The 25668-nt window shown below is 67.1% G+C and carries 25 protein-coding genes; 18 read left to right on the top strand and 7 right to left on the bottom strand.

The window, feature by feature from the left end:
* Position 1: 1 nt before the first annotated feature.
* The 3 genes from BFF94_RS11500 to BFF94_RS11490 all read right to left on the bottom strand — a co-directional run bounded on the left by BFF94_RS11500 (position 2) and on the right by BFF94_RS11490 (position 3530).
* Complete coding sequence (locus tag BFF94_RS11500; protein WP_128842959.1) at positions 2–400, bottom strand: winged helix-turn-helix domain-containing protein; 399 nt, start codon at positions 398–400, stop codon at positions 2–4.
* Positions 401–855: 455 nt separating this feature from the next.
* Positions 856–3066, bottom strand: a complete 2211-nt coding sequence (locus tag BFF94_RS11495) for a xanthine dehydrogenase family protein molybdopterin-binding subunit (RefSeq protein WP_219139344.1) — start codon at positions 3064–3066, stop codon at positions 856–858.
* Positions 3067–3068: 2 nt separating this feature from the next.
* Positions 3069–3530 carry a (2Fe-2S)-binding protein gene (locus BFF94_RS11490; protein ID WP_122947639.1) on the bottom strand — a complete coding sequence of 154 codons (462 nt, stop codon included), beginning with the start codon at positions 3528–3530 and terminating at the stop codon, positions 3069–3071.
* A 466-nt stretch (positions 3531–3996) separates the two neighbouring features.
* Between BFF94_RS11490 and BFF94_RS11485 the strand changes: the two genes are divergently transcribed.
* A complete protein-coding gene (locus BFF94_RS11485; protein WP_128842958.1) occupies positions 3997–4923 on the top strand; it encodes an AraC family transcriptional regulator in 927 nt (308 codons plus the stop codon).
* 236 nt (positions 4924–5159) lie between these two features.
* Here the strand turns inward: BFF94_RS11485 and BFF94_RS37825 are convergent, their stop codons facing one another.
* Together BFF94_RS37825 and BFF94_RS11475 are read right to left on the bottom strand one after the other, a co-directional pair.
* Positions 5160–5372 (bottom strand): hypothetical protein, encoded by a 213-nt coding sequence (locus BFF94_RS37825; RefSeq protein WP_246637277.1) that lies wholly within the window; start codon positions 5370–5372, stop codon positions 5160–5162.
* 1677 nt (positions 5373–7049) lie between these two features.
* Positions 7050–7247, bottom strand: coding sequence for a hypothetical protein (locus BFF94_RS11475; protein WP_128842955.1), 198 nt, complete (start codon positions 7245–7247; stop codon positions 7050–7052).
* Between the two features lie 27 nt (positions 7248–7274).
* Between BFF94_RS11475 and BFF94_RS11470 the strand changes: the two genes are divergently transcribed.
* The 7 genes from BFF94_RS11470 to BFF94_RS11440 all read left to right on the top strand — a co-directional run bounded on the left by BFF94_RS11470 (position 7275) and on the right by BFF94_RS11440 (position 12926).
* Positions 7275–7598 carry a hypothetical protein gene (locus BFF94_RS11470; RefSeq protein WP_128842954.1) on the top strand — a complete coding sequence of 108 codons (324 nt, stop codon included), beginning with the start codon at positions 7275–7277 and terminating at the stop codon, positions 7596–7598.
* Between the two features lie 111 nt (positions 7599–7709).
* Positions 7710–8300 carry a hypothetical protein gene (locus BFF94_RS11465; RefSeq protein ID WP_128842953.1) on the top strand — a complete coding sequence of 197 codons (591 nt, stop codon included), beginning with the start codon at positions 7710–7712 and terminating at the stop codon, positions 8298–8300.
* A 75-nt stretch (positions 8301–8375) separates the two neighbouring features.
* A complete protein-coding gene (locus BFF94_RS11460; RefSeq protein WP_128842952.1) occupies positions 8376–8657 on the top strand; it encodes a hypothetical protein in 282 nt (93 codons plus the stop codon).
* A gap of 44 nt (positions 8658–8701) precedes the next feature.
* A complete protein-coding gene (locus BFF94_RS11455) occupies positions 8702–10012 on the top strand; it encodes a chemotaxis protein CheA (RefSeq protein ID WP_219139343.1) in 1311 nt (436 codons plus the stop codon).
* A gap of 156 nt (positions 10013–10168) precedes the next feature.
* Positions 10169–10753, top strand: a complete 585-nt coding sequence (locus BFF94_RS11450; protein ID WP_128842951.1) for a hypothetical protein — start codon at positions 10169–10171, stop codon at positions 10751–10753.
* A 112-nt stretch (positions 10754–10865) separates the two neighbouring features.
* Positions 10866–12287, top strand: a complete 1422-nt coding sequence (locus tag BFF94_RS11445; protein ID WP_128842950.1) for a sigma-54 dependent transcriptional regulator — start codon at positions 10866–10868, stop codon at positions 12285–12287.
* Positions 12288–12419: 132 nt separating this feature from the next.
* Positions 12420–12926 carry a hypothetical protein gene (locus BFF94_RS11440; protein ID WP_219139342.1) on the top strand — a complete coding sequence of 169 codons (507 nt, stop codon included), beginning with the start codon at positions 12420–12422 and terminating at the stop codon, positions 12924–12926.
* 27 nt (positions 12927–12953) lie between these two features.
* On the opposite strand, the gene BFF94_RS11435 is transcribed toward BFF94_RS11440, so the two are convergent.
* Positions 12954–13445, bottom strand: a complete 492-nt coding sequence (locus tag BFF94_RS11435; protein ID WP_128849397.1) for a hypothetical protein — start codon at positions 13443–13445, stop codon at positions 12954–12956.
* 91 nt (positions 13446–13536) lie between these two features.
* On the opposite strand from BFF94_RS11435, the gene BFF94_RS11430 reads away from it, so the two are divergent.
* Positions 13537–13815, top strand: coding sequence for a hypothetical protein (locus BFF94_RS11430; RefSeq protein WP_158062116.1), 279 nt, complete (start codon positions 13537–13539; stop codon positions 13813–13815).
* A gap of 17 nt (positions 13816–13832) precedes the next feature.
* Positions 13833–14510, top strand: coding sequence for a LuxR C-terminal-related transcriptional regulator (locus BFF94_RS11425; RefSeq protein ID WP_219139341.1), 678 nt, complete (start codon positions 13833–13835; stop codon positions 14508–14510).
* A gap of 25 nt (positions 14511–14535) precedes the next feature.
* Here the strand turns inward: BFF94_RS11425 and BFF94_RS11420 are convergent, their stop codons facing one another.
* Complete coding sequence (locus BFF94_RS11420; RefSeq protein WP_219139340.1) at positions 14536–16089, bottom strand: methyl-accepting chemotaxis protein; 1554 nt, start codon at positions 16087–16089, stop codon at positions 14536–14538.
* 259 nt (positions 16090–16348) lie between these two features.
* On the opposite strand from BFF94_RS11420, the gene panE reads away from it, so the two are divergent.
* The 8 genes from panE (at position 16349) to BFF94_RS11380 (ending at position 25635) form a co-directional block, all read left to right on the top strand.
* On the top strand, positions 16349–17305 hold the full coding sequence (panE, locus tag BFF94_RS11415) for a 2-dehydropantoate 2-reductase (protein WP_219139339.1): 957 nt from the start codon (positions 16349–16351) through the stop codon (positions 17303–17305).
* 241 nt (positions 17306–17546) lie between these two features.
* Positions 17547–18506 carry an AraC family transcriptional regulator gene (locus BFF94_RS11410; RefSeq protein ID WP_128843972.1) on the top strand — a complete coding sequence of 320 codons (960 nt, stop codon included), beginning with the start codon at positions 17547–17549 and terminating at the stop codon, positions 18504–18506.
* A gap of 119 nt (positions 18507–18625) precedes the next feature.
* Positions 18626–19576, top strand: coding sequence for a substrate-binding domain-containing protein (locus tag BFF94_RS11405; RefSeq protein ID WP_128843971.1), 951 nt, complete (start codon positions 18626–18628; stop codon positions 19574–19576).
* A 59-nt stretch (positions 19577–19635) separates the two neighbouring features.
* Positions 19636–21156 carry a sugar ABC transporter ATP-binding protein gene (locus BFF94_RS11400; RefSeq protein WP_128843970.1) on the top strand — a complete coding sequence of 507 codons (1521 nt, stop codon included), beginning with the start codon at positions 19636–19638 and terminating at the stop codon, positions 21154–21156.
* Positions 21143–22168, top strand: coding sequence for an ABC transporter permease (locus BFF94_RS11395; RefSeq protein WP_128843969.1), 1026 nt, complete (start codon positions 21143–21145; stop codon positions 22166–22168). Before BFF94_RS11400 ends, BFF94_RS11395 begins: the two co-directional genes overlap by 14 nt.
* Positions 22169–22214: 46 nt before the next feature.
* Positions 22215–23303 (top strand): alcohol dehydrogenase catalytic domain-containing protein, encoded by a 1089-nt coding sequence (locus BFF94_RS11390; RefSeq protein ID WP_128843968.1) that lies wholly within the window; start codon positions 22215–22217, stop codon positions 23301–23303.
* A gap of 29 nt (positions 23304–23332) precedes the next feature.
* Entirely contained in the window at positions 23333–24880 is a 1548-nt protein-coding gene (locus BFF94_RS11385) for an FGGY-family carbohydrate kinase (RefSeq protein WP_128843967.1), read from the top strand.
* Complete coding sequence (locus tag BFF94_RS11380) at positions 24877–25635, top strand: SDR family oxidoreductase (RefSeq protein WP_219139338.1); 759 nt, start codon at positions 24877–24879, stop codon at positions 25633–25635. Before BFF94_RS11385 ends, BFF94_RS11380 begins: the two co-directional genes overlap by 4 nt.
* Positions 25636–25668: the final 33 nt, after the last annotated feature.

The raw sequence follows: 25668 nt of genomic DNA, 5'->3' as shown, positions 1-25668 counted from the left end.
GTCAGGCGTAGTCGGCGGCCATCACGGCTTGCGGCGCCGCGCGCAGGATCGGCGTGGCTTCGTGGCGCTCGACGTGCGTCATCGCCGCACCGAACAGCACCAGGCGATAGCCGACCGCGTAGATCGGGATGATCCGCAGGTTCTTGTCGTAGTCGAGCTGCAGCTTCGAACGGATCCGCGAGATATGGGTGTCGAGCGTGCGCGACGACACGCCGAGCTCACGGCCCCACACGGCTTCCTGGATTGCCTGCCGCGGCACGATCTTGTTCATGTTGTCGAGCAGGAATTCGACGACGTCGAATTCGCGCGGCGTAACGTCAACGATTTTGTTGTCGATTTCGATCGTGCGGCGCACGAAGTTGATTTTTATGTTGTCGATGTACAGGTATTTGCAATCCATGGTGGCCCTCGCATGTCCTTAAAGGAGTGTTTGCGGGTCCTGTGCTGCAACTTCCGGGCCAGGGGGAGGATAGTCACGTGTCGACGGGGGATGGAACCGGCGCAGGTGGCGTGGCGGCCTTGAATTTAAAAGAATTTTTAACGACAGGCGCGGAACGGGTAAATAAGGGGGGGGAGCAATATTGAAGAATTGTTACGTAGCATCGGCGGGCGACGTTACGGGCGTTACGTCTGGCGTAACGCGTGGGGGAGGCGGGATTCGAGGCGGGCGGCACATCGCCGCGGCCGGGCTGAGAACCCGACATCGAACCCTACCGGAATTGACGAACTGGCTATATGAATCAATGGGTTGCGGGCGATTTTTGCCGACATCGAACCCTACATCAGGCCGCGTCCAACAAAAAACGCCGGCCGCGGGGCAAACCTCGCCCCGCGGCCGGCGTATCCACCCGCCCGTCAAGCCTTCGCGCTATCCGCCGAATCGAACGGCAGCACGTAATGCCGCTTGCCCGTCGCCGCGAAGATCGCGTTCGCGACAGCCGGACCGACCGGCGCGACGCCCGGCTCGCCGACCCCGGTCGGCGCTTCGGCCGACGGCACGATATGCACCTCGACCTTCGGCATCTCCGCCATCCGCAGCACGTTGTAGCCGTCGAAGTTGCGCTGCTCGACGTGGCCATCCTTCAGCGTGATCGCGCTGTGCATCGCCGCGCCGAGCCCGAAGCCGATGCCGCCCTCCATCTGCGCGGCGACGATGTCGGGATTGATCGCGATCCCGCAATCGACCGCGCACACCACGCGCTCGACCTTCACCTTGCCGTCCGCGTCGACCGACACTTCGGCCACCTGCGCGACGTAGCTCTTGAACGCCTCGGCCACCGCGATCCCGCGCCCGCGGCCCTTCGGCAACGGCTTGGCCGGATCCCAGCCGGCCTTTTGCGCGGCCAGGTCCAGCACCGCGCGCATGCGCGGTTCCTTCGCGAGCAGGTCGTGGCGGAACGCGTACGGATCCTTGCCTGCCGTGTGCGCGGCTTCGTCGATGAACGCCTCGACCGCATAGGCCGTGTGCGAGCTGCCGACCACGCGCCACCACAGCACGGGCACGCCCGTCTTCGCGGTCGCGAGTTCGACCGACACGTTCGGCACCGCGTACGGCAGGTTCGCCGCGCCCTCGACCGACGTCGCGTCGACGCCGTTCTTGACCATGAACGCTTCGAACGGCGTGCCGGCGAGGATCGACTGGCCGACGATCCGGTGGCGCCAGCCGACCAGCCGGCCGTCCGCGGTCAGGCCTGCGTCGAGCTTGTGGAAGTACATCGGCCGGTAGAAGCCGCCCTGGATGTCGTCCTCGCGCGTCCACTGCAGCTTGACCGGCTTGCCGTCCGCGCCGAGCGCCTTCGCGATCGATACGGCCTCGACCACATAGTCCGACCATGCGTTCGCGCGCCGGCCGAAGCTGCCGCCCGCATACAGCGTGTGGATCTGCACCTGCTCGGGTTTCAGGCCCGCGACCTTGGCCGCGTTGCCCTGGTCGACCGTCTGGAACTGGTCGCCGGCCCAGATCTCGCAGCTGTTCGCCGTGAGCTTGACGACCGCGTCGAGCGGCTCCATCGGCGCGTGCGCGAGATACGGGAATTCGTAGGTTGCGCTGATCTTGCGCGCCGCGCCCGCGATCGCCGCGTCGGCATCGCCATCCTTGCGTGCCGACGTGCCCGGCTTGTCGGCGAGCTGCCGGTATTCGCGCATGATCTCGTCCGAGCCGCGCTTTTCGGCGTTCGTTTCGTCCCATTCGACCTTCAGCGCGTCGCGGCCCTGTTTCGCGGCCCAGAAGCCCGTCGCGACGACCGCGACGCCACCCGGCACCCGCACGACCGAGACGACGCCCGGCACGGCCTTGGCGGCCGTCGCGTCGAACGATTTCACCGTCGCGCCGAAGCGCGGCGGGCGCTGCAGCAGCGCGACGCGCATGCCGGGGAACGTCGTGTCGAGCGTGAAATGCGCGGTGCCGTTCGATTTTGCCGATGCGTCGACGCGCGGAATCCGGTGGCCGATCAGCTTGAAATCGGCCGGCTGCTTCAGCGTGACCTTGTCCGGCACGGGCAGCTTCGACGCATCGGCGACGAGCGTGCCGTACGCGGCCGTCTTGCCGCTCTTCGCGTGCGTGACGACGCCACCCGCTGTCGTCAGCTCGCCGGCCGGCACCTTCCAGCGGGCCGCCGCGGCCGACACGAGCATCGCGCGGGCCTTGCCGCCCGCTTCGCGCAGTTGCTGCCACGAGTTCGACATGGCCGAACTGCCGCCCGTGCCCTGCATCGTGCCGAACGCGAGGTTCGCGTAGCGCTTCGCATCGGCTGGCGCGCTTTCGACGCGCACGCTCGACCAGTCGGCGTCGAGCTCCTCGGCGACGATCGTCGCGATGCCCGTATACGCGCCCTGGCCCATTTCGACGTGCTTCGCGATGACGGTGACGGTGCCGTCGGGCGTGATGCGTAGGAATGCGTTCGGCGCGAAGCCGGCGGCGGGCGCGGTCGCGGCGAGCGCGCGGCGGCCGAGGCCGGCCCATTCGAAGCCGATGGTCAGGCTGACGGCGGCCGCGGCGCCCGCGGTCTTCAGGAACGTGCGGCGCGACGGGCGCACCGAACCGGTGTTGTCGAGTTCGATCGTCATGGTCAGGCTCCCAGCGTCGCGGCCGCGTCGTGGATCGCGGCCCGGATGCGGGCGTAGGTCGCACAGCGGCACAGGTTGCCGTTCATCGCGGCGTCGATGTCCGAGTCGGTCGGCTTCGGGTTTTGTTCAAGCAGCGCGGTGGCCGACATGATCTGGCCGGACTGGCAATAGCCGCATTGCGGCACCTGCAGCTTGACCCATGCGGCCTGCACGGCCTGCGCGGGCTTGCTCTGCAGGCCTTCGATCGTCGTGATGTGCTTGCCCGCGATGCCGGCGAGCGGCAGCACGCACGAGCGGACGGCCTGGCCTTCGAGATGCACGGTGCACGCGCCGCACTGCGCCATGCCGCAGCCGAATTTCGTGCCGGTCAGTCCCGCGTGTTCGCGAATCGCCCAGAGGACGGGCATCGACGGATCGGCGTCGAGCGTGACGTTCTTGCCGTTCAGGACAAACGAGGTAGGCATTGTGATTGTCTCCGTGGGGAAAACCCGGCATGCGCCCGGTTACAGGGTCTGCTCACGCTCATAGCGGGCTTGCGCTGGTCCCCAGAAGGGCCGAGCGCAAGGAATGCGACGAAGCGAATACTCGACGTATTCGCGAGGAGCATGACGCCGCGATCGGCCCTTCTGGGGACCAGCCCCACGAATGAATTTTTCCAAACAGGGGAACGTGCGTTGCCGGCCGTATTGCGGCGTCGATCGTCGCTTGTTTGGCGCGGCCAAACGGCGCTCCTCTCTCCTTGCACTACGACCGGCAACGCACGTTCGCAAGCCCGCTATGAGCGTGAGCAGGCCCTGAGTGTGCGCGAGACGTCGGTTTTTGCGTCTACCCAATCCTGCAAATTTATTGAACAATCCTGCAAATCCCCGGCACGCCGCAGGCGGTTTCGCTATGCTCCCGCGACATGGGGAAATCAATCGAGGATGCGTCATGGACATGACCGATATCGTGGCGTCGCGCGAATCCGGGCGGCGCGAACTGGCGTCGCTGATCGGCCGTTTCGCACCGGCGGACGGCTCGCATTCGACGGCCGTGCCGGGCCTGATGCTGCATCGGCACACGCGCCCGGTCGATCTCGGCTGCGGCGTGTCGCGGGCCGCGCTCGTGATCGCCGCGCAGGGCGCGAAGCGCGTGATCGTGGCCGGCCAGGCTTATGAATACGACACGCAGAATTGCCTGATTACGTCGATCGACTTGCCGATCCTGTCGCGCGTGACGCACGCGTCGCCGGATGCGCCCTATTTGTGCCTGTCGCTGACGCTCGATCCGCAGCGCATCGTCGAACTCGCGGCCGAGATGCGGCTACCCGAGCCCGACGCGGGCCCGGAAGGCGAGGGGATCGCGCTCGCCGAGCTGACGCCGCCGCTGCTCGACGCCGCGCTGCGGCTGTTGCGGCTGCTCGATACGCCGGCCGATATTCCGGTCGTCGCACCGCTGATCGAAAAGGAATTGCTGTACCGGCTGATGACGAGCGGGCAGGGCACGCGGCTGCGGCACATGGCCATCGCGGGCAGCCAGACGCACCGGATCGCGCGCGCGATCGAATGGATCCGCGATCACTTCACGGAGCCGATGCGCGTCGAGTCGCTCGCGCAGGCGGTCAACATGAGCGTGTCGTCGCTGCACCATCATTTCAAGCACGTGACGACGCTGAGCCCGCTGCAGTACCAGAAGCAGCTGCGGTTGCACGAGGCGCGGCGGCTGCTGCTGCTGCGGCAGGGCGGCGACGTCGGGTCGGTGGCTGCCGTCGTCGGCTACGAAAGCGCATCGCAGTTCAGCCGCGAATACAGCCGGCTGTTCGGCGCGCCGCCGATGCGCGACGTCGTGCACCTGCGGAAAAAGGAATTGCTCGGCTGACGCGCCGCCGGCCGTCAGACGACCGTCGTCTGCAGGAACGCCGGCGCGATCCACCAGTCCGGCACATCGTGCGCCGGGCGTATCGATGGCGTTGGAATAGACCACGGCCTTCAGCAGCGGATAGCGCCACAGCGCCGCTGGAATTCGTCGAGCTCGTCGCGCTTGCGCGAATTCGACCCGTCGACGCCGAGCTCCGTGACCATTACCGGCAGCGTGTAGTCGGCCGCCCGCCCATACTATCCATCGTCGAGCATCTCCAGGAACCCTGCGTCGATTTGCTCGACGGCTGCGCGCACACGCTCCATCCCGCTGCACGGGCATCGTTTCGGCAAGCGCCGGTCCGCATGTACCGATGTCGACGAAGCGCCGCGACAGGCGCTCCGGTTTCGCTGACAACCCCGTTGATGCTTGAACGACGCGAACGTCGATCGATCGGTGGTGATCTTCATCGCCTTTTCCCCGACACGCTGATTGACGAGCTGGCCGCCGTCCGTGTGCTTCGTGCCGTGGCGTGCCGCTCGATTGGAGCCGGATGTCAGGCAATCGGCATGCCAGTGACGGCGCAGACCCAATGTGCGCGGGCGCGGCCGTGCGATCGACGCGTGGCGCGCGACATTGTGTTTCGTGCGTGAATCGTGGGGACAGGAAAGCGACTCGGATGAATGCCGGATCGATGCGATTCGATACGAAGAAACTCGCAATAAATCAGGCTTTTGCGGGGTTGATGGTGTCAAACAGGCGTTGAATGCGCATGTTTCATGGGTGAGAATCGCACCGATTCCGGATTGAAAACGTTTTTTTAAGGCATCGTCTATCCGGCGATCCGGGTGTGAAAGGCAGATTGAATGGAAGTTGAAATTTGATGCGCTGGGCCCAATTGGGATCGAACGTTTTCATTCGTTTTAATTTTTATGAAATAAATGGCCGGGCGGCACCTTCATCGACCGGTGCACAATTTATTTTTTACCGATCGCTCCGCCTGTCGATCGACGCGTGATCGTGTCGGTATTTTCACGGATGAATCAAATTCGTTTCGGTCATCGGGGTGAATGCGTGTCGCCGGCATTTCCGCGGCGGTCGCACGGGCTTGCGGAGCAGGGCGCCGCCACGCTGCGATTCCTGTTCTTCCGGACCGCGGAGGCCGGCTGCACGGGCCGTGACGCGTGGTTTGCAAGCGGAAAGACCGGCGCCGACCGGCCAGCGCGACGACGCGCTTCTCAAGATTGAAACACTCGTTCGCCTGGCCGTTCGGCGAGGGTCCGCGTGCCGGATTCGTCCGTCTAATCCCGGGATTGCTTCGCGGCGCGCAATGATCGCGGCGGGTGCCGAATCGTTGTTGCGATACATTCCTGAAACAAAAAATGCCGTTCCTGGCGATACGTGCCGGCGTGAGGGGCGTTCGCCGCGCGCAATGCGCGGTGGAATAACGCGTGGCACGCTGCTTGCGGCATGGGACGCACCGGCGAGCGGTCGACATGACGTAACGAAGAGATGGGGCGACCAACTCGTCAATAAGCAGTCGGGGAAACAGCGATGAAGACCAAAAGCAGTCGCTTGATCGGTGCGTACTTTACGCACGAGCGGGGTAGTCGGACAGGCCGGGGTGTTGCTCGCGACACGGTGCCAGCTTCGCGGGTTTCTCCATGCCGATTTCTTGGCCTCCGCGCGCTTCGCGTGCTGGAGCGGTTGTCGCGCCGCGCGGCAATCGGGCGACAGCGGTGCTCGCCTTCATTCAGTTCACCCGGATGGATCAGGCTGTTCGTGCCGGACAGCGTGATGCCGATTCGTCTTCGGCCGTGCAGGGCGGTTTCGATCGCGCCTGGCCAATGCCGGCTCCGGCCGGATTAAATCGAACGCCCGTCGTCCGGATTATCCGGACGACCTTTCGTCGGTAGCTCAGGGAGAAGACATGCCACCTGGCTGCAATGCAGGCTCGTCGTCGCTCGAATAAAAAGAGCATTTTGAACGACGCTGCATTTTTCGGTGGTAAATATGTTCGCGATTTTTCGACTCCGGAAACGGATGCCGCGTGCCGGTATGCTGTCCGGCGGGGTGTCGAATATCGCGATCCGGAAGGATGTGCGCGTCATTCCGGTTGATTTTATTTTGGTGTTTTCGATCCTGATTCAATGTTCATAAAATTCATCGAAAACACCTGTTAATAAATTTTGGAAACTTAAAAATAAGAAGCTAGAATTCTGCTGGCCAAAATTGCCTAGTGCATTAATTGGAATGGCAGTTAATTTTATTAATTGAATAGTGATCCTTATTTTCAGGATCACTAAAATCAGGGAGGTTGATGGCGTGCGATCTTCCTGGCTCATTCCATCCACGCCGTTATGGAGTCGACCATGAAGAAGCTTCTCATTGCAGTAGCAGTCCTGGCCGTTTCGGGTGCAGCGTTCGCAGGTAGCGGCACGGTGTCGAGCAGCAGCTCGACGAGCGGCGGTTCGACGATGGCCGGAGTTGTCGGGTTCGGCCACTTCACCGCGACCGATTCCGGCGCGGCGCTCGGCGCAGCGGGCGCAATCGCCGGCGGCCCGGGCAGCGGTTCGATCTCGTACACGAGCCACACCCAATCGTCGTCGGTTGGCGGTTTCGGCTTCGGCGGCTCGCAGGCCGGCGGCACCAGCGGCGCGAATGCCGGCTCGATCGGCTGGACGTACCACCACTAAGCCGCGACGCGCAGCGTTCGTCATTGGCTGGCGGCACGGATGCCGGGTTCCGCTCGATGGGGGGAGACCCGGCTCCGCCACCGCCGAACTTCATCACAGCAAGGAATTGCTATGAAAGCCAACGTTATTTTAGCGACAGCGCTCACCGTCTTATCGTCGGCTGCATTGGCAGCGGGGCTCTCCACGACCAACCAGACGCAATCCGTTGCGGCGGGTGTTTCAGGTTCGGTGCTGGTCGGGTCCGGCAGCTATACCAGCAATTCGACTTCGACGGCGGGCGCGAACGCAGGCAGTACCGTCACACCCGCTGGTTCCGTCGGCACGGCATCCGCCTTCCACAACTCGACCTCGACGGCCAGCGGTTCGGGCACGAACGGGGGCGCGTTCGCGGCAGGCGGCGGTATCGGTGCCGCAGGCTCGTACGGCGGAAACAGCAGCACGAACGAGAACGCAAATGCGCTGTCGGGAGGGGTGACCGCCACGATCGTACTCGGCGCGAACCACTACACGGCCACGGGCGGGAACGACCAGGGCTATGCCAACGCGGGTGCTGCCGGCCTGACAGGCAGTGGCGGTTCAGGCGCGATCACGGGTTCGAATCATTACAACTCGTCGACCGTGTGGAGTACCGGTCCGGCCGGTTCGCCGTCCGCATCGGGCGGAAGCCAGGGCAGTTCGAGCGCGACCGGAAGCAGTCATTAGTCAGGTGTGGGGGGGGGCCAGTTTCCCAGCGACGCTGGTCTCTTTTCCCGCATCGTTGTCACGTAAGGAGTTGGCATGAAGCAGAAACTGATTGCCGCCGCTCTGATGCTCGCGTCTCTGACGGCGTATGGCGCTGACCGTATTGCCGACGACGTGCAATCGAATTTGCAGACGTCAAACCACCCTGACCAGACAACCAAACCGTCAGAACAACAAACGCTTTCGTCGGGCAGTGCCATCGGCGGACCGGACGCCCAGCAGTGGCAGGGCATGTCGGCCGGCTCGTGGTCCCAGCTGGGCAGCGGCTGGAAGCAGTTCGGGGAAGCAGGCAAAGCTGAAGGGATTCAGGGGAATTAGTGCGGTTGGCTGGGTGGGAGGTCAAACCTCGTCCGGAGAGTGAAATGAACAGCAACAAGATCAAGGTGGCATGTGCGGCGATGTTCGCGATGTCCGCGATCGGCACCCACGCGCAAACCGCCGATTCGACGTCGAGCGCGCAGTCCTCGACGTCGTCGACGGCGGTCAGCCAGGGCGGTGGCTCGAGCATGAGCACGAACACGAACACCACGAGCTCGCGCGGCGGCAACGCCACCAGCTCCAGCGGGGTTCGCGGCAGCGGCAATTCGAGCGTGAACGTGAACGTCACGATGCCGTCCGGCACGAGCGGCGGCTCGAGCGTGACGCCGCAGAGCGTGAGTTCGCTCCAGTCGTCCGGCTCGCCCGGCACCAACCCGTACAACACCCAGACATCGGAAAACGTCAACTACTCGGGGACGCAGACGATCAAGACGAACCCGGCGATCCAGGCGCCCGGCCTCACGACCACGCTGTCCGACACCTGCATGGGGTCGGTGAGCGTCGGCGTGTCGTTCCCGGGATTCGGCGCGACGGGCGGTACGACGCTGGTCGACCAGGCGTGCGTCCGGCGTCTCGATGCGCGTGAATTCCGTGCGATGGGCCTGACCGACGTGGCGCTCGCGCTGCTCTGCCAGAGCGACGCGAACCGGCGCGCGGTGGAAGCGACCGGGCACCTGTGCCCGGGCACGACCGCGCCGCTCGCGCGTTCGAACGTGGCGCCGAGCGTCGAAGCGACCGTCGCGGACGACGTGAAGTATCGCGATCCGATCGTGCGCAACCGCATGGGCTTGCCGCCGCTCGGCTCCGCCGCGCCGGCACCCGCGCAGACTCGCCCGGTGGAAACGACCTCGGTGCAGGCAGCGCCTGTGCCTGTGCCGGTGCCGTCGATCGCGCCGGTTGCCGCGGTGCCGGCTGTCGCAGTTCCGGCGGTCGCCGCAGCCGCACCGGCTGTTGCTGCGCCGGCTGTCGCCGCCGTGCCCGCAGCCGCGGCCGCGATGGCAGCCGTGCCGGCTGCAGCCGTCATCGCCGCATCGGCTGTCGCCGACAAGGCGTCGCAAGCGCCTGCCGCGCTGGTCGCCGACACGAAGGCACCGGAGCCTGCACCGTCGGTTGCCGACAAGGCCCCCGAGCCCGCGCAGCCTGTCGCAGCCGCGGCGCCTGCCGACATGCCGGCAGCCGACGCGAAGGTGCCGGACGCGGTCGAATCCTCGGCCGCACCTGCGCCGTCCGTCGACATGCCCGCGCTGACCGATCCCGCGCAGGCGTTGCCGCCGGCCACGTTCGACCAGCAGGCTGCCCCGGCTTTACCGGTTGCGCCGGCTCCGACTGTCATCTCGACGAGCACGTCGTCGTGAGCACGCGGGTCGGTCTCCCGTGTAACCGGAACGCAGGTTGCACGGGAGTCGTTCGGACCCGATGCCCGGCGGTCGTTGCCTGTTTGACGGGTGTTGGTCCCATCCCCGAGGTCAACACCTCTTTTTGCCCGACGAGGATGCAAGGAGGCCTCAATCATGAGGATCTTTTTGGTCGCTCTACTGTTGTACAGCGCACAAGCCGCTGCGCAGGCGGTTTTTCAGAACCCTGCGGTCTTTGTCATCCTGAACGAGCAGACCCTCGCGAACGCCGCGAGCGTCGCGCAGGCGCTGACGACGCTCGGCCGTCCCGACAACACGGCATGCGCGCCGATGATGATGATCGGCGACCCGCAGATGATTTACATGATGCCGGAGGAAGGTCACGCGCCGTCGTGGCAATCGCCGGTGTACGGGCGGGGTACGCCGTTCGAAGCGCGGAACGGGCCGGCGCCGAGCGGCAAGACGGTCGGCGCGATGCAGCATGCCGAGGACATGCAGACGCAGCCGTGGAGCGACGGCAGCGCGATCACGCAGAAGATCGCCGGCGAGTCGAGCGTGTCGGCGGCGGACCGGGTGAGCGAGTGGCAGCGCAACGGGCTCGACAGGATCGAGACGGCCCGTGCGACGGAAGTGACGGTGAACGGCAAGACCTACCGGGCCTATCGCGACGACCTCAATCGTTCCGCGAAGCCGGTCGTCGAGCCGCAAATCTACACGCAGCGCGTTGTTTTCTGCCGATAACGAAACGTCGAACCGGGACGGGCCGGCGTCGCGCAGCGGGATCATCGGCCCCGCCGTACGCGATCCGGCAACGGCTCTGTTCCGACAACCAACCCTACGCGACGAGGCCATCGTGAACCATTGCTGCCAGATGAGGGTGTCGGACCCGCTGGATTTCGAACGCGACGCGGGTACGGCGCCGTTCGCCGCCGTCCGGCACAACCATGTCGTGCCGTCGCGGCCGCTCGTCTACCTGTCGCAGCAGCACGATGCCGCGCTCGTCGACTGCCTCGAGTCGCGCGGCTGGGACGTGTGGCGCGCGAAAACCGTTGCGGACGCACTGAATCTCGTCAAGGCGAACCGCTCGCATGCGGGCATCGTCGATTTCGCCAGCTTCGCGTCGCCCGATGTCGCGTCGTTCGAGGCGCTGCTGCGCGACCCGCGCGTCGGCTGGGTCGCGTTGGCCGACGACGAGCGGTTGCGCGAGCTCATCGTCGCGCGGCTGATCCGCCATTGCTGTTTCGACTACGTGCGCAATGCGACGGCCTACGCGACGATCGGCTATCTCGTCGGCCATGCGTACGGGATGCTGAAGCTCGCGGACGGCGACCCGGCCGCGGATGCGGCGCCGCCCGGCGGCACGATGATCGGCGCGTGCGATGCGATGCGCCGGCTGTTCGCGACGATCCGCAAGGTCGCGAACACGGACGCCACCGTGTTCATCGCCGGCGAATCCGGCACCGGCAAGGAACTGACGGCGGCGGCGATCCACCAGCAGTCGTTGCGTGCCGAGGCGCCGTTCGTCGTCGTGAACTGCGCGGCCATCCCGTCCACGCTGCTGCAGGCCGAGCTGTTCGGCCACGAGCGCGGCGCGTTCACGGGCGCGCACCAGCGCAAGATCGGCCGTATCGAGGCCGCGCACGGCGGCACGCTGTTTCTCGATGAAATCGGCGACATGCCGTTCGAGAGTCAGGCGAGCCTGCTGCGGGTCCTGCAGGAAGGCAGGATCGAGCGGCTCGGTGGGCACGTGCCGATTCCGGTGGACGTGCGGATCGTGTCGGCGACCCACGTCGATCTCGAGGCCGCGATGCAGACGGGCCGGTTCCGCGCCGACCTGTACTACCGCCTGTGCGTGCTGCGTATCGACGAGCCGCCGCTGCGCGCGCGCGGCCGCGACATCATGCTGCTCGCCGACCACGTGCTGCAGCGCTATCGCGACGACGGTTCGCACCGGATTCGCGGCTTCACGCCGTGCGCGGTCGAGGCGATCCACAACTATGCGTGGCCCGGCAACGTGCGCGAGCTGATCAACCGGATCCGGTTCGCGGTCGTGATGACCAACGGCCCGATGATCTCGGCCGCCGATCTCGAACTGCGCCAGTACACGTCGCGGCGGTTGCCGACGCTGGCGGAAACGCGCCGGCAGGCCGAGCGGCACGCGATCGAGAAAACGCTGATGCGCCACCGGCACCAGCATGCGGACGTCGCGGCGGAGCTGGGCATCTCGCGCGCGACGCTGTATCGCCTGATGACCGCGCACGGGCTGCACGGCTGACGCGCGGCGGCGCGCATCCGCTCAAGACCGGGCGGCGGCGGCCGTTAAGACAGGAAACGGCCCGTCCGGACCGCCGGCGCATCGATGCGCGCGCGGCCGGCACGCGGCGCATCACGCTTATCCGAGGTCATCGTGGCAGAGTGCAGTCACTGCGGCAGGACGTTCCTGGTCGGCGGTCGGTCGATCGACGGCCGCCGCTATTGCAGCCCGGCGTGCGCGCAGGCGCACCCGATCGTCGTCGAGGCCGAACGGGTGCCCGACGCGAAGGTCTGGCAGTACGTGCACGACTGGCGTTACGGGCCGTGCCCGCTCTGCCGTCGCGACGACCATCCGGTCGACGTCCATGCGTCGCATCGCGTCGTGTCGCTGGTGTTCGTCACGCGTTGGGCGACCCGGCGCCACATATGCTGCCGCCGCTGCGGCCGCAAGAAGCAGGCGGTCGCGCTGCTCGCGTCGGCCGTGCTCGGCTGGTGGGGGCTGCCGTGGGGCATCGTGCTGACGCCGATCCAGCTCGCGCGCAACGCGTTCGGGCTGGCCGCGCGCGATCCGGAGGCCGCGACGCAGCAGTTCGAGCAGCTGGTGCGGCGCAAGCTGGCGGCGCGCCGGCTGCGGCGCGCGCGGCAGGGCGTCGGCGCCTGATCGCGCGCGTCGGCGTGCCGCGCCCGGTCAGGCCGGCCGCTCGAAGCCCGATGCGACCCAGCGCTCGGCGCTGGCCTTGTCGAGCTTGAATCCGGCCGACACCTTCGCGTCGGCCAGCAGCGCGCCGTACGGATCGAGCGCCTTGAGCTGCGCGTACGGCTCGAATTCGTCCGGCACGATATCGAGCGTCACCGACACGTCCTGCCCGTCCTCGCCCTGGACCGTCACTTCCTTGTGCAGCATCGCGCGCCGCTGCTGCTCGTGCCGCATCAGCACCTCGGTCACGGTCTTCACGAGCGTGCGGAACGCGTTCGCGTCCATCGGCTTCGGGTTCTTCTTGTCGCGGCCCATGGTCCACGGCCCGACGAGCGCGGGTTCGGACTCGCCGTCCTTGATCATCTCGACGGCCCAGCCGTCGTCATCTTCGTTCTTGATGATGCGGGCCGTCCAGCCGTTGTCGCGCCAGAGGCCGCTTTCGTGGATGGAGGTGTCGTCGGATTGCAGATCGGATTCGGTCATGAGGGAAGCGGGGTGGTCGGGCAGCCGGCAAAAGGGCGGTGGCGCGCGGCCGGCATCGGCGCGTCGCTCGCCGCCGGCGGCCCGGAGTGGCATGCAAAGGCTGCAATTTTACCTGCTGGCGGGCCGCATGGCCCGCGCGGCGTGCAACGCCGGCCATCCGGCCGATGCCGGCGGCCGCCCGGCGCCGGACGCCGGCCGCTCGAACCCGCGCAAATATCAAACTTGTATTACGTCCCAGGCGGCCGATCCGTATCTCGTCCGATATCCCGCCCGCGCCCGGCTTCTTAGAATCGACGTTCAGGCTAAAAATAGCCTGAACGTCCTTTCAACGCCAACCGGCCGCGCGCGCTCCTTGCCGCGCGGCCGGTGAACCACCTGGAATTGCGCATGAGGAAATTCAGTGTTCGCATCGTCTTCGCATACGACTGGCCGTTGACGCTGGCCGGCATCGAGCAGGTCGCAGGCAGCGCCTGTGCGATCGAGCTCGCCGCGGTCTACCGGAGTGCGGCCGAGCTGGTCGCGTCGCTCGGCGGTGTCGACTGCGATATCGTGCTCGTCGACTATTCGATCCGCTGCAACGAGCAGATGGACGGTCTCGCGCTGTTCGACTGGCTGCGGCGCACACGCCCGAACACGGGGATCGTCGCGCTGGTCGCGAACGAGAACCCGCTGATCTTCCGGTCGATCCTCGAGATCGGCGGCGTGAGCATCGTCAGCAAGTTCGACGAAGTCGGCCATATCGTCACGGCGATCCATTCGAGCTACAGCGGCGGGCGCTACCTGTCGCCGCTCGTCAGGCGCGCGGTCGACGCGTTCGGCGAGCGCGACCAGCCTCCGGTGAAACTGTCGGCGCGCGAGATCGAGGTGATTCGCCTCTATCTGTCGGGCATGCCGATCAAGACGATCGCGGAGCGCCTGAACAAGGGCAAGCAGACGGTCAGTGCGCAGAAGATCAGCGCGATGAAGAAGCTCGGCGCGAGCAACGACGTCGAACTGATCCAGCGGGCGGCCGGGCTGGGGCTCGGCACCGGCGCGGCCGCATCGCGGCCCGGCGGCGCCGCGTGAGCGCGCGTGCGCCGGGCCTGCGCCGTCAGGCCGGCAGCGCGAACCGCGTGACGGCGTCGCGCAGCGCTTCGGCCTGATCGCGCAGCGAATGCGCGGCGGCCGCGGCCTCTTCGACGAGCGCCGCGTTCTGCTGCGTGACCTGGTCCATCTCGCCCACCGCGCGGTTGACCTGTTCGATCCCGGCGCTCTGCTCGCGCGACGCATGGCTGATTTCGTCGAGGATCTCGTTCACGCGCCGCACCGACTGCACGAGCTCGGCCATCGTCTCGCCCGCGTGCGTGACGAGCGTCGCGCCGTGTTCGACGGTCTCGTTCGACGACACGATCAGCGACTTGATCTCCTTGGCGGCCGTCGCCGAGCGCTGCGCGAGCGAGCGCACTTCGGCCGCGACCACCGCGAAGCCGCGGCCCTGTTCGCCCGCGCGCGCCGCCTCGACGGCCGCGTTCAGCGCGAGGATGTTGGTCTGGAACGCGATCCCGTCGATCACGCCGATGATGTCGCCGATCTTGTGCGAGCGGTTGGTGATCTCGTTCATCGTGCGCACGACGTCGTCGACCACCGCGCTGCCGCGCGTCGCGACCTGCGCGGCCTCGCCGGCCAGCGTCGCGGCCTGTGCGGCGCTGTCCGCGTTCTGCTTCACGTTCGCGGTCATCTGGTCCATGCTCGACGCGGTCTGCACGAGCGCGGCCGCCTGCTCTTCGGTGCGCTGCGAAAGATCGGTGTTGCCGGACGCGATCTCGCTCGCGCCGACGTTGATGTTCTCGGTGCCCATCCGCACGCGCGACACCATGTCGATCAGCCCGCCCTGCATCGTGTGCAGCGCATGCAGCAGGCTGCCGCGATCGTCGTGCTTCACGGTGACGCGCGCGGTCAGGTCGCCCTGCGCGATGCGCTGCGCGGCGTCGAGCGCAACTTCCAGCTCGCCGCCGAGGTTCGCGCGCACGCTTTTCAGCACCAGCACCATCACGGCGGTCGCGATCCCGCCGAGCACGGCCGTCATCGCGAGCCAGCGGCCGACGCTCGCGAGCACCGCCGTGCGCACGTCGTTCATATACATGCCCGTCACCAGATACCAGTCCCACGGCGCGAAGCGCTGCACCGCGCTGGTCTTCTCCTGCGGCTTGTCGGCGCCCGGTTTCGGCCACAGATACTCGACGAAGCCCTTGCCGCCTTCCTGGTTGCCGGCCTTCACGATCTCGACGAACAGGTGCTTGCCGGTCGGATCGGTGAAATTCGACACGTCCTTGCCGTTGAGCTCGGACTTGATCGGATGCATCACGATCACGGGCTTCGAATCGTTGACGGAGATATAGCCGTCGGCGCCGTAGCGCATCGCGGCGATCGCTTCGAGCGCCTTCTGCTTCGCGTCGGCTTCCGGCATCGCGTTCTGCTGCGACAGCTTGTAGTAATGGTCGGTCACGCTCGCGGCCTGCGCGATCAGCGAGGCGAGCTGGTCGCGGCGGTCCGTGATCATCGATGCGCGCGTCTGCCACGCGCCGAGCCCGGCGATCACGAGCAGGCCGAGCCACAGGATGACGATCATCGAGGCGAGTTTCTGATTCAGGGAAAGGTTGCGCATGGTGTGTGGTCGGTCAGTCGAGAAGACTCGCCGGAACGGCGTGACGGGATAAGTGTCTTGACGGCGCGCGGCGAGCGTCGCCGTAGGCGGGAAATCCCTTAGAACGACGGGCCGCCGGAACGGCCGCCCATGCCTGCGATGCCGATGCGGGCATCTATGCATATGCATAAAATGGGTCGCTATACTGTTGGGGCGATTGCGCGCGGAGCGCCCGGGCGGGCGGCGGCGCGGCGCTGAATGAAACCGAAAGGAGGCAACGATGCGGATTCTGGTGGTAGGGGCCGGCGCGGTCGGCGGATACTTCGGCGGCCGGCTGGCCGCGGCGGGGCGCGACGTGACGTTTCTGGTGCGCGACGGCCGCGCGGCCGCGCTGGCGCGCGACGGGCTGCTGATCCGCAGCCCGCGCGGCGACCTGACGCTCGCGAACGTGCAGACCGTGCGCGCGAGCGATGCGGGCGCCGGGGGCGCCGCGATCGCGCCGTTCGACCTCGTGCTGCTGAGCTGCAAGGCGTACAGCCTCGACGACGCGATTCTCTCGTTCGCGCCGTTCGTCGGGCCGCAGACGCTGATCCTGCCGATGCTCAACGGGATGCGTCACCTCGACGTGCTGCGCGAGCGCTTCGGCGCCGCGCAGGTGCTCGGCGGGCTGTGCGTGATCGCGGCCACGCTCGATCGCGAGCAGCGCATCGTGCACCTGAACGACACGCACGGGGTCACCTTCGGCGAACTCGCCGGCGGCGAATCGCCGCGCGTGCGCGCGGTGGCCGACGTGCTCGGCGGCGCGGGCTTCGACGCGACGCTTAGCGACAACGTGGTCGCGCGGATGTGGGAGAAGTGGGTGTTCCTCGCGACGCTTGCCGCGAGCACGTCGCTGTTCCGCGGCTCGGTCGGCGACATTCTCGCCGCGCCGGACGGCCGCCGCCTGCTCGAGACGATGCTCGGCGAATGCAGCGCGATTGCCGAACATCAGGGCTACCGGCCCGACCCGGCGGCCATCGAGCGGATGCAGCGGATGGTGCTGACGCCGTCGCCGCTGACCGCGTCGATGCTGCGCGATGTCGAGAACCATGCGCGCGTCGAAGCCGATCACGTGATCGGCGACCTGCTCGCGCGGCGCGACCCGCAGGCGGCCGATGCACTGTCGTTGCTGCGGATCGCGTACAACCACCTGAAGGTGTACGAGTTGCGCACGGCGCGCGAGCGCGCTGCCGCGTAAGCAACGGAGCGGGCGGCCGCCCCGGGCCGTTCCGCGCTGCACAAATTTGCCGTCCGGCGCCGTTTGCGGCCGGATCGCGCAAAAAAGTATCGGAAATCAGGCGTAAAGTTGGTGGAGCCGCGCGCTCGATCGACCTACATTGCTTCCCATGCGACCGGTCGCGTCGCCGCGCGAAACACGCGGCGCACGCGCGAACAGCCGAACAGGCCGGCCAGCGAATCATGGGAATGGAGACGCCAACATGATGCACCCCGATCTCGAAGTGGTCGAAGTGCGACGCGACGAGTCGTTCAAGGTCTGGTCGCACGGCTATCCATATCGCACGATCCGCTGGCATTTCCATCCCGAATTCGAGCTGCACCTGATCGTCGCGACGCGCGGCAAGTATTTCGTCGGCGATCACATCGGCTCGTTCGGCCCCGGCCATCTCGTGCTGCTCGGCCCGAACCTGCCGCACAACTGGGTCAGCGACATGGCCGAAGGCGAAACCGTCGAGCGGCGCAATCTCGTGATCCAGTTCGACCCCGCATTCGTGCGCCGCTGCATGGACGCGTTTCCCGAATGCCGCGACGCGCAGGCGCTGCTCGACGACGCGCGGCGCGGGGTCGGCTTCGACGCTGCGACGAGCGCCGCGATCGCGCCGCTGTTCGACGAATTGCTGGCCGCGCGCGGCATGCGCCGCATCGCGCTGTTCATGACGATCCTCGAACGGCTTTGCGGCGCGGCCGAGCGCACGCTGCTCGCGAGCCCCGCATACGACCAGGCCGATGTCACGCCCACACGGCTCAGCCACGCGCTGTCGTATATCGGCAAGAACCTCGCGTCCGAGCTGCGCGAATCCGATCTCGCGCAGTTGACCGGGCAGAGCGTCAGCGCGTTCTCGCGGGCGTTTCATCGCCAGACGGGCATGCCGTTCGTCCAGTATGTGAATCGTCTGCGGATCGAATCCGCGTGCCAGATGCTGCTCGCCGACGACGCGAACATCACCGACATCTGCTTCCAGGCCGGCTTCAACAACGTCTCGAACTTCAACCGCCAGTTCCGCGCGGTGAAGGGGATGGCGCCGTCCGAATTCCGCGCGCTGCAGCGCCTGAACGCGCGCAGCCGCGAGCTCGCGCTGCATGCGGCGCCCATCGGCAACCCGCTGCCGCCGCGCGTCGTGACGCCCGGCGTACCCGAGCTCGCGCCGCAGCCCGGATGATCGCGGGGCCGCCGCCCGCCTGACCTTTTCCACACCGTTTCACCCGGCCGATCGCGTCGCTCACGTCGCGAGGGGCTCGTTCAACCACGAAAAAGCCGCACACAATCGGAGACACCGTCATGACGCACGCATCGCCCGCCTCATCCCCCCGCCGCGCCGCCCGCATGGCGGCCTGCACCGCGCTCGCCGCCGCGGTCCTGCTGCTTGCCGTCACGCCGGCCGCGCAGGCCGCGCCGCTGCGGATCGGCATGACGTTCCAGGAGCTGAACAACCCGTATTTCGTGACGATGCAGAAGGCGCTGAACGATGCGGCCGCATCGATCGGCGCGCAGGTGGTCGTCACCGACGCGCATCACGACGTCAGCAAGCAGGTGAGCGATGTCGAGGACATGCTGCAGAAGAAGATCGACATCCTGCTCGTGAACCCGACCGATTCGACCGGCATCCAGTCGGCGATCACGCAGGCGAAGAAGGCCGGCGCGGTGGTCGTGGCCGTCGACGCGAACGCGAACGGCCCGGTCGATTCGTTCGTCGGTTCGAAGAACTACGACGCGGGCGTGATGTCGTGCGACTACCTCGCGAAGGCGATCGGCGGCAGCGGCGAGGTCGCGATCCTCGACGGCATTCCGGTCGTGCCGATCCTCGAACGCGTGCGCGGCTGCAAGGCCGGGCTCGCGAAATACCCGAACGTGAAGCTCGTCGACACGCAGAACGGCAAGCAGGAGCGCGCGACCGCGCTGTCGGTGACGGAGAACCTGATCTCCGCGCATCCGAAGCTGAAGGGCATCTTCAGCGTGAACGACGGCGGCGCGATGGGTGCGCTCGCCGCGATCGAGGGTTCCGGCAAGGACATCAGGCTGACGAGCGTCGACGGCGCGCCCGAGGCGATCGCCGCGATCCAGAAGCCGAATTCGAAGTTCATCGAGACGACCGCGCAGTTCCCGGCCGACCAGGTGCGCATCGCGCTCGGCATCGCGATCGCGCGCAAGTGGGGCGCGACGGTGCCGAAGGCGATCCCGGTCGACGTGAAGGTCGTCGATCGCAGCAACGCGAAGGGTTTCAGCTGGTGAACGGCGTGCGATGCGACGCGAAGGGCGGCCTGGCCGCTGCCCTTCGCATGGAGAAGCCGATGGACACGATACTCAGTCTCAGCCACATCACGAAAAGCTTTCCGGGCGTGAAGGCGCTGTCCGACATTCACCTGGAGATCGCGCGCGGCGAGATCCACGCGCTGCTCGGCGAGAACGGCGCGGGCAAATCGACGCTGATGAAGATCCTGTGCGGCATCCATCAACCGGATGCCGGCACGATCGAGATCGACGGCGCCGCACGCCATTTCGCCGGCTATCGCGACGCGGTGGCGGCGGGCGTCGGCATCGTGTTCCAGGAATTCAGCCTGATCCCGCACCTGGACGCCGTCGACAACCTGTTTCTCGGCCGCGAGCTGCGCAACCGCTGGGGGGCGCGCGACCGCAGGCGGATGCGCGATGCGGCGGCCGCCATCTTCGCGCGCCTCGGCGTGGCGATCGATCTCGATGCGCCGATCCGCATGCTGTCGGTCGCGCAGCAGCAGTTCGTCGAGATCGGCAAGGCGCTGTCGCTCGACGCGCGCATCCTGATCCTCGACGAGCCGACCGCCACGCTCACGCCGGCCGAGGCCGAGCACCTGTTCGCGATCATGCGCGAGTTGAAGCGGCAGGGCGTCGCGATGATCTTCATCTCGCATCACCTCGACGAGATCTTCACGGTGTGCGACCGCATCACGGTGCTGCGCGACGGCCGGTATGTCGCGACAACCGACGTTGCGCGCACGGACGTCGGGCAGCTCGTGCGGATGATGGTCGGCCGCCGGATCGAAAACAGCTTTCCGCCGAAGCCCGCGCTGCCGGCCGACGCGCCGGCCGTGCTCGAAGTCGATGCGCTGCAGATCGAGCGCGGCGGCCCGGTGAACCGCTTCGCGCTGCGGGCCGGCGAGATTCTCGGCTTCGCCGGGCTCGTCGGCTCGGGCCGCACGGAAACGGCGCTCGCGGTGATCGGCGCGACCCGTGCGCACCGCAAGGACGTGCGCGTGCGCGGCGCGGCGGCGAAGCTCGCCGATCCGGCCGACGCGTTGCGCGCGGGCATTGGCATCCTGCCGGAAAGCCGCAAGACGGAGGGGCTCGTCACGTCGTTCTCGATCCGCGACAACATCTCGCTGAACAACCTCGGCAAGTACCGGTCGATGCGCTGGCTGATCGATCGCCGCGGCGAGGCGCGCACGACGCACGACGTGATGCGGCGCGTCGGCGTGAAGGCGCCGTCGATCCATACCGAGGTCGCGACGCTGTCCGGCGGCAACCAGCAGAAGGTCGTGATCGCGCGCTGGCTGAACCATCACACCACCGTGCTGATCTTCGACGAGCCGACGCGCGGCATCGACGTCGGCGCGAAAGCCGAAATCTACGGGCTGATGCGCGAACTCACCGCGCGCGGCTACGCCATCATCATGATCTCGTCCGAACTGCCGGAGATCGTCGGCATGTGCGATCGCGTCGCCGTGTTCCGGCAAGGGCGCATCGAGGCGACGCTCGCAGGCGACGAGATCGATCCCGACACGGTCATGACCCATGCCACGGCCGGCACGCGAGGAGCGACCCATGAACCTGCCTGATTATTCTTCCACGCCTTCCACGCCTTCCACGCCTTCCACGACGCTCGCGGCCGCCGCCGGCGAGGCGCCGCCGCCACGCGCGATGTGGGTGCGGTTGCGACGCTCGACGCTGTTCTATCCGCTCGTCGGCCTCGTCGTCGTGTGCATCGCGATGATGATCGCGAGCCCGAGTTTCCTGTCCGCCGCGAACCTGGAAAACGTGCTGCGCCAGGTATCGATCAACGCGATCATCGCGGTCGGCATGACCTGCGTGATCCTGACCGGCGGGATCGACCTGTCGGTCGGCTCGGTGATGGCGCTGTCGGGCACGCTCGCGGCCGGCCTGATGGTCGCGGGCGTCAACGCGGTCGCCGCGCTCGCGATCGGCATCGCGGTCGGCCTCGGTTTCGGTTTCCTGAACGGCGTGTTCGTCGCGTTCGCGGGGATGCCGCCGATCATCGTCACGCTCGCGACGATGGGCATCGCGCGCGGCCTCGCGCTGATCTACACGGGCGGCTATCCGATCGACGGACTGCCCGACTGGGTCGCGTTCTTCGGCAGCGGCAAGGTGCTTGGCATCCAGGCACCCGTGCTGATCATGCTGGTGGTCTATGCGATCGCGTGGCTGCTGCTCGATCGCATGCCGTTCGGCCGCTACGTGTATGCGATCGGCGGCAACGAGCAGGCGACGAGGCTTACCGGCGTGCGCGTCGCGCGCGTGAAGCTGATCGTCTACACGCTGGCCGGGCTCACGTCGGCGCTCGCCGCGATCGTGCTGACCGGCCGGCTGATGAGCGGGCAGCCGAACGCGGGCGTGGGCTTCGAGCTCGACGCGATCGCGGCCGTCGTGATGGGCGGCACGTCGATCTCCGGCGGGCGCGGCGCGATCCTCGGCACGCTGGTCGGCGCGCTGCTGCTCGGCGTGCTCAACAACGGGCTGAACATGATCGGCGTGAACCCGTATGTGCAGAACGTGATCAAGGGCGGAATCATCCTGCTCGCGATCTATATCAGCCGCGAACGGTCGAGGTAACGACCGATTTATCAGTGATCCGAATCATTAACGAAAGAGACAACTCATGACGACACCCGAAGCCCAGCCGCGGATGACCGCGGTCGTCTGCCACGGCCCCGAGGACTATCGCGTCGAACAGGTCGCGAAGCCGCGCCCCGGCGCGAACGAGCTCGTGATCCGTATCGCCGCATGCGGGATCTGCGCGAGCGACTGCAAGTGCTATACGGGCGCGAAGATGTTCTGGGGCGGCCCGAGCCCGTGGGTGAAGGCGCCCGTGATTCCAGGCCATGAATTCTTCGGCCATGTCGAGGCGCTCGGCGACGGCGCGGCCGAGCATTTCGGCGTCGCCTTGGGCGACCGCGTGATCGCCGAGCAGATCGTGCCGTGCGGCAAGTGCCGCTATTGCAAGTCGGGGCAGTACTGGATGTGCGAAGTGCACAACATCTTCGGCTTCCAGCGCGAGGTCGCCGACGGCGGGATGGCCGAATACATGCGCATTCCGCCGACCGCGATCGTTCACAGGATTCCGCTCGGCGTGTCGCTCGAGGATGCCGCGATCATCGAGCCGCTGTCGTGCGCGATCCATACCGTGAACCGCGGCGACCTCCAGCTCGACGACGTCGTCGTGATCGCGGGCGCGGGCCCGCTTGGGCTGATGATGACGCAGGTCGCGCACCTGAAGACGCCGAAGAAACTCGTCGTGATCGACCTGATCGACGAACGGCTCGAACTCGCGCGGCAGTACGGTGCCGACGTGACGATCAACCCGAAGCGCGACGATGCGCGCGAGATCGTCCGCGCGCTCACCGACGGCTACGGCTGCGACGTCTACATCGAAACCACCGGCGCGCCGGCCGGCGTGAGCCAGGGGCTCGACCTGATCCGCAAGCTCGGCCGCTTCGTCGAATTCAGCGTGTTCGGCGAGGATGCGACCGTCGACTGGTCGATCATCGGCGACCGCAAGGAGCTCGACGTGCGCGGCGCGCACCTCGGGCCATACTGCTATCCGGTCGCGATCGACCTGCTTGCGCGCGGGCTCGTCACGTCGAAAGGCATCGTCACGCACGGGTTCGCGCTGGAAGACTGGGACGATGCGATCCGCGTCGCGAAATCGCCCGAATCGATCAAGGTGCTGCTGAAGCCGGCCCGCTGAAGCCCGGCGTGCGCCTCACCGGAGACATCATGGAATACGTCATAGGCGTCGATATCGGCACGCAGAGCACCAAGGCGCTGCTCGTCGACCGGCACGGCACGATCGTCGCGCGGCGTTCGGCCGGCTACCAGCCCGATACGCCGCGCCCGCTGTGGGCCGAGCAGTGGCCGCAGGTGTGGTTCGACGCGGTGCTCGAATGCATCGCCGGCTGCGTGAGCGATGCGCGTGCGCAGGGCGTGCCGGCCGACGCGATACGCGCGGTGTGCGTGAGCAGCCTGTACGGCGGCTCGGGCATTCCGGTCGACAGCGACATGCGGCCGCTCCATTCGTGCCTGATCTGGATGGACCGGCGTGCGACCGCGGAAGTCGACTGGGTGAACGAGAACGTCGACGTCGCGCGGCTGCGCGTGATCACCGGCAACGGCGTCGACAGCTATTACGGCTTTACGAAGATGCTGTGGCTGCGCGACCGGCGGCCGGACGTGTGGGCGAACGTGCGCTATTTCCTGCCGCCGAACGCGTATGTGATCTACCTGCTGACTGGCGAAGTCGCGGTCGATCACAGTTCGGCCGGCAACATCGGCGGCGTGTACGACGTCGCGCGCCGCGAGTGGTCCGACGACGCGCTCGACATGCTCGGCATTCCGGCGACGATGATGCCCGAGCGGCTCGTCGATTCGACGGATATCGTCGGCGGGCTGCTGTCGCAGTGGACCGGGCAGCTTGGCCTGCCGGCCGGCACGCCCGTCGTCGCGGGCGGCGTCGATGCGGCCGTCGCGACCTTCGCGGCCGGCGCGACGCGCACCGGGCAGCACGTCGCGATGATCGGCACCAGCATGTGCTGGGGCTATGTGAGCCGGCATGTCGATGCGCGGCACGGGCTTGTCAGCATGCCGCATGTGTTCAACGGGCAGCGCGACCTGTACGTGTTCGGCGGCGCGATCACGGCCGGTGCGTCGGTCGCGTGGTTTCGCGACCAGTTCTGTCATGCGGAAATCGATGCCGCGCGCTTGCTGCCGCACGGCGATCCGCACGTGCTGCTCGAGGAAGCGGCCGAAAGCGTGCCGGCCGGCGCCGACGGCGTGCTGTTCCTGCCGTACCTGATGGGCGAGCGCAGCCCGGTATGGGATGCGAAGGCGAGCGGTGCGTTCGTCGGGCTGAGTCTCGCGCATACGCGAGCACATCTCTACCGTGCGGTGCTCGAAGGCGTCGCATTCGCATTGCGTCACAACATCGAGGCCGGCCGGCGCGGGGCGGTGGCGCTGGACGACCGGCTGATCGTCGTCGGCGGTGCCGCGCATTCGGCGCTGTGGATGCAGATCATCGCGGACGTGACGGGTTTTCCGGTGTGGACGATCGAGCAGGACGTCGAAGCCGCGATGGGTGCGGCATTGCTTGCGGGTGTCGGGGCCGGGCTCGTGTCGCACGACGGCGCGCAGGGCGGCTGGGTCACGCTCGTCGAGCGCGCGCGGTCCGATGCGGGACGCTCGAAAGTGTATGCGGCACGCTTTGCGCTCTACACGGCGCTGTATCCCGCGCTCAAACCGATCATGCACGGATTGCACACGCCATCATGAAGACACGATTCGATTTCAGCGGATTGCAGGTACTCGTCACGGGCGCGTCGAGCGGGATCGGGCGCGCGTGCGCGGTCGCGCTGGCGCAGGCGGGCGCGCGGGTCGTCGCCGCGGGGCGCGACATGGCCGCGCTCGATGCGCTGGCCGGCGAGACCGCGTGCGATACGTTGCGCATCGATGTCTGCGGCGACGAGCATGCGATCGACGCGGCGCTTGCCGCGCACGATGTGTTCGATGGACTCGTCAATTGCGCGGGAATCGCGTCGCTCGAACCGGCGCTCGAGGTCGGCGCCGCGCATTTCGATCGCGTGATGGCCGTCAATGCGCGCGGCGCGGCGCTCGTCGCGCGGGCCGTCGCGCGAAAGATGATCGAACGCGACGGGCGTGGCCCGGCACGCGCGCGGGGCAGCATCGTCAACGTCTCGAGCCAGGCCGCGCTCGTGGGGCTGCCCGCGCATCTGAGCTATTGCGCGTCGAAGGCGGCGATGGACGCGATCACGCGCGTGCTGTGCATCGAACTCGGGCCGCACGGCATTCGTGTGAACAGCGTGAACCCGACCGTCACGCTCACGCCGATGGCGCAGTTCGCGTGGAGCGAACCCGGGAAACGCGCGCCGATGCTGGCGGCGATTCCGCTCGGGCGATTCGCGGAGCCGGACGAGGTCGTCGAACCGATCCTGTTCCTGCTGAGCGATGCGGCGTCGATGATCAGCGGCGTGTCGCTGCCGATCGACGGCGGGTATACGGCGCGGTAGCGGGCGCTCGGGCGACGATGGGCGACAGAGGGT

It is taken from the genome of Burkholderia catarinensis (assembly GCF_001883705.2).
GTDB classification, from domain to species: domain Bacteria; phylum Pseudomonadota; class Gammaproteobacteria; order Burkholderiales; family Burkholderiaceae; genus Burkholderia; species Burkholderia catarinensis.
This window is presented reverse-complemented; position numbering and strand designations above follow the sequence as displayed.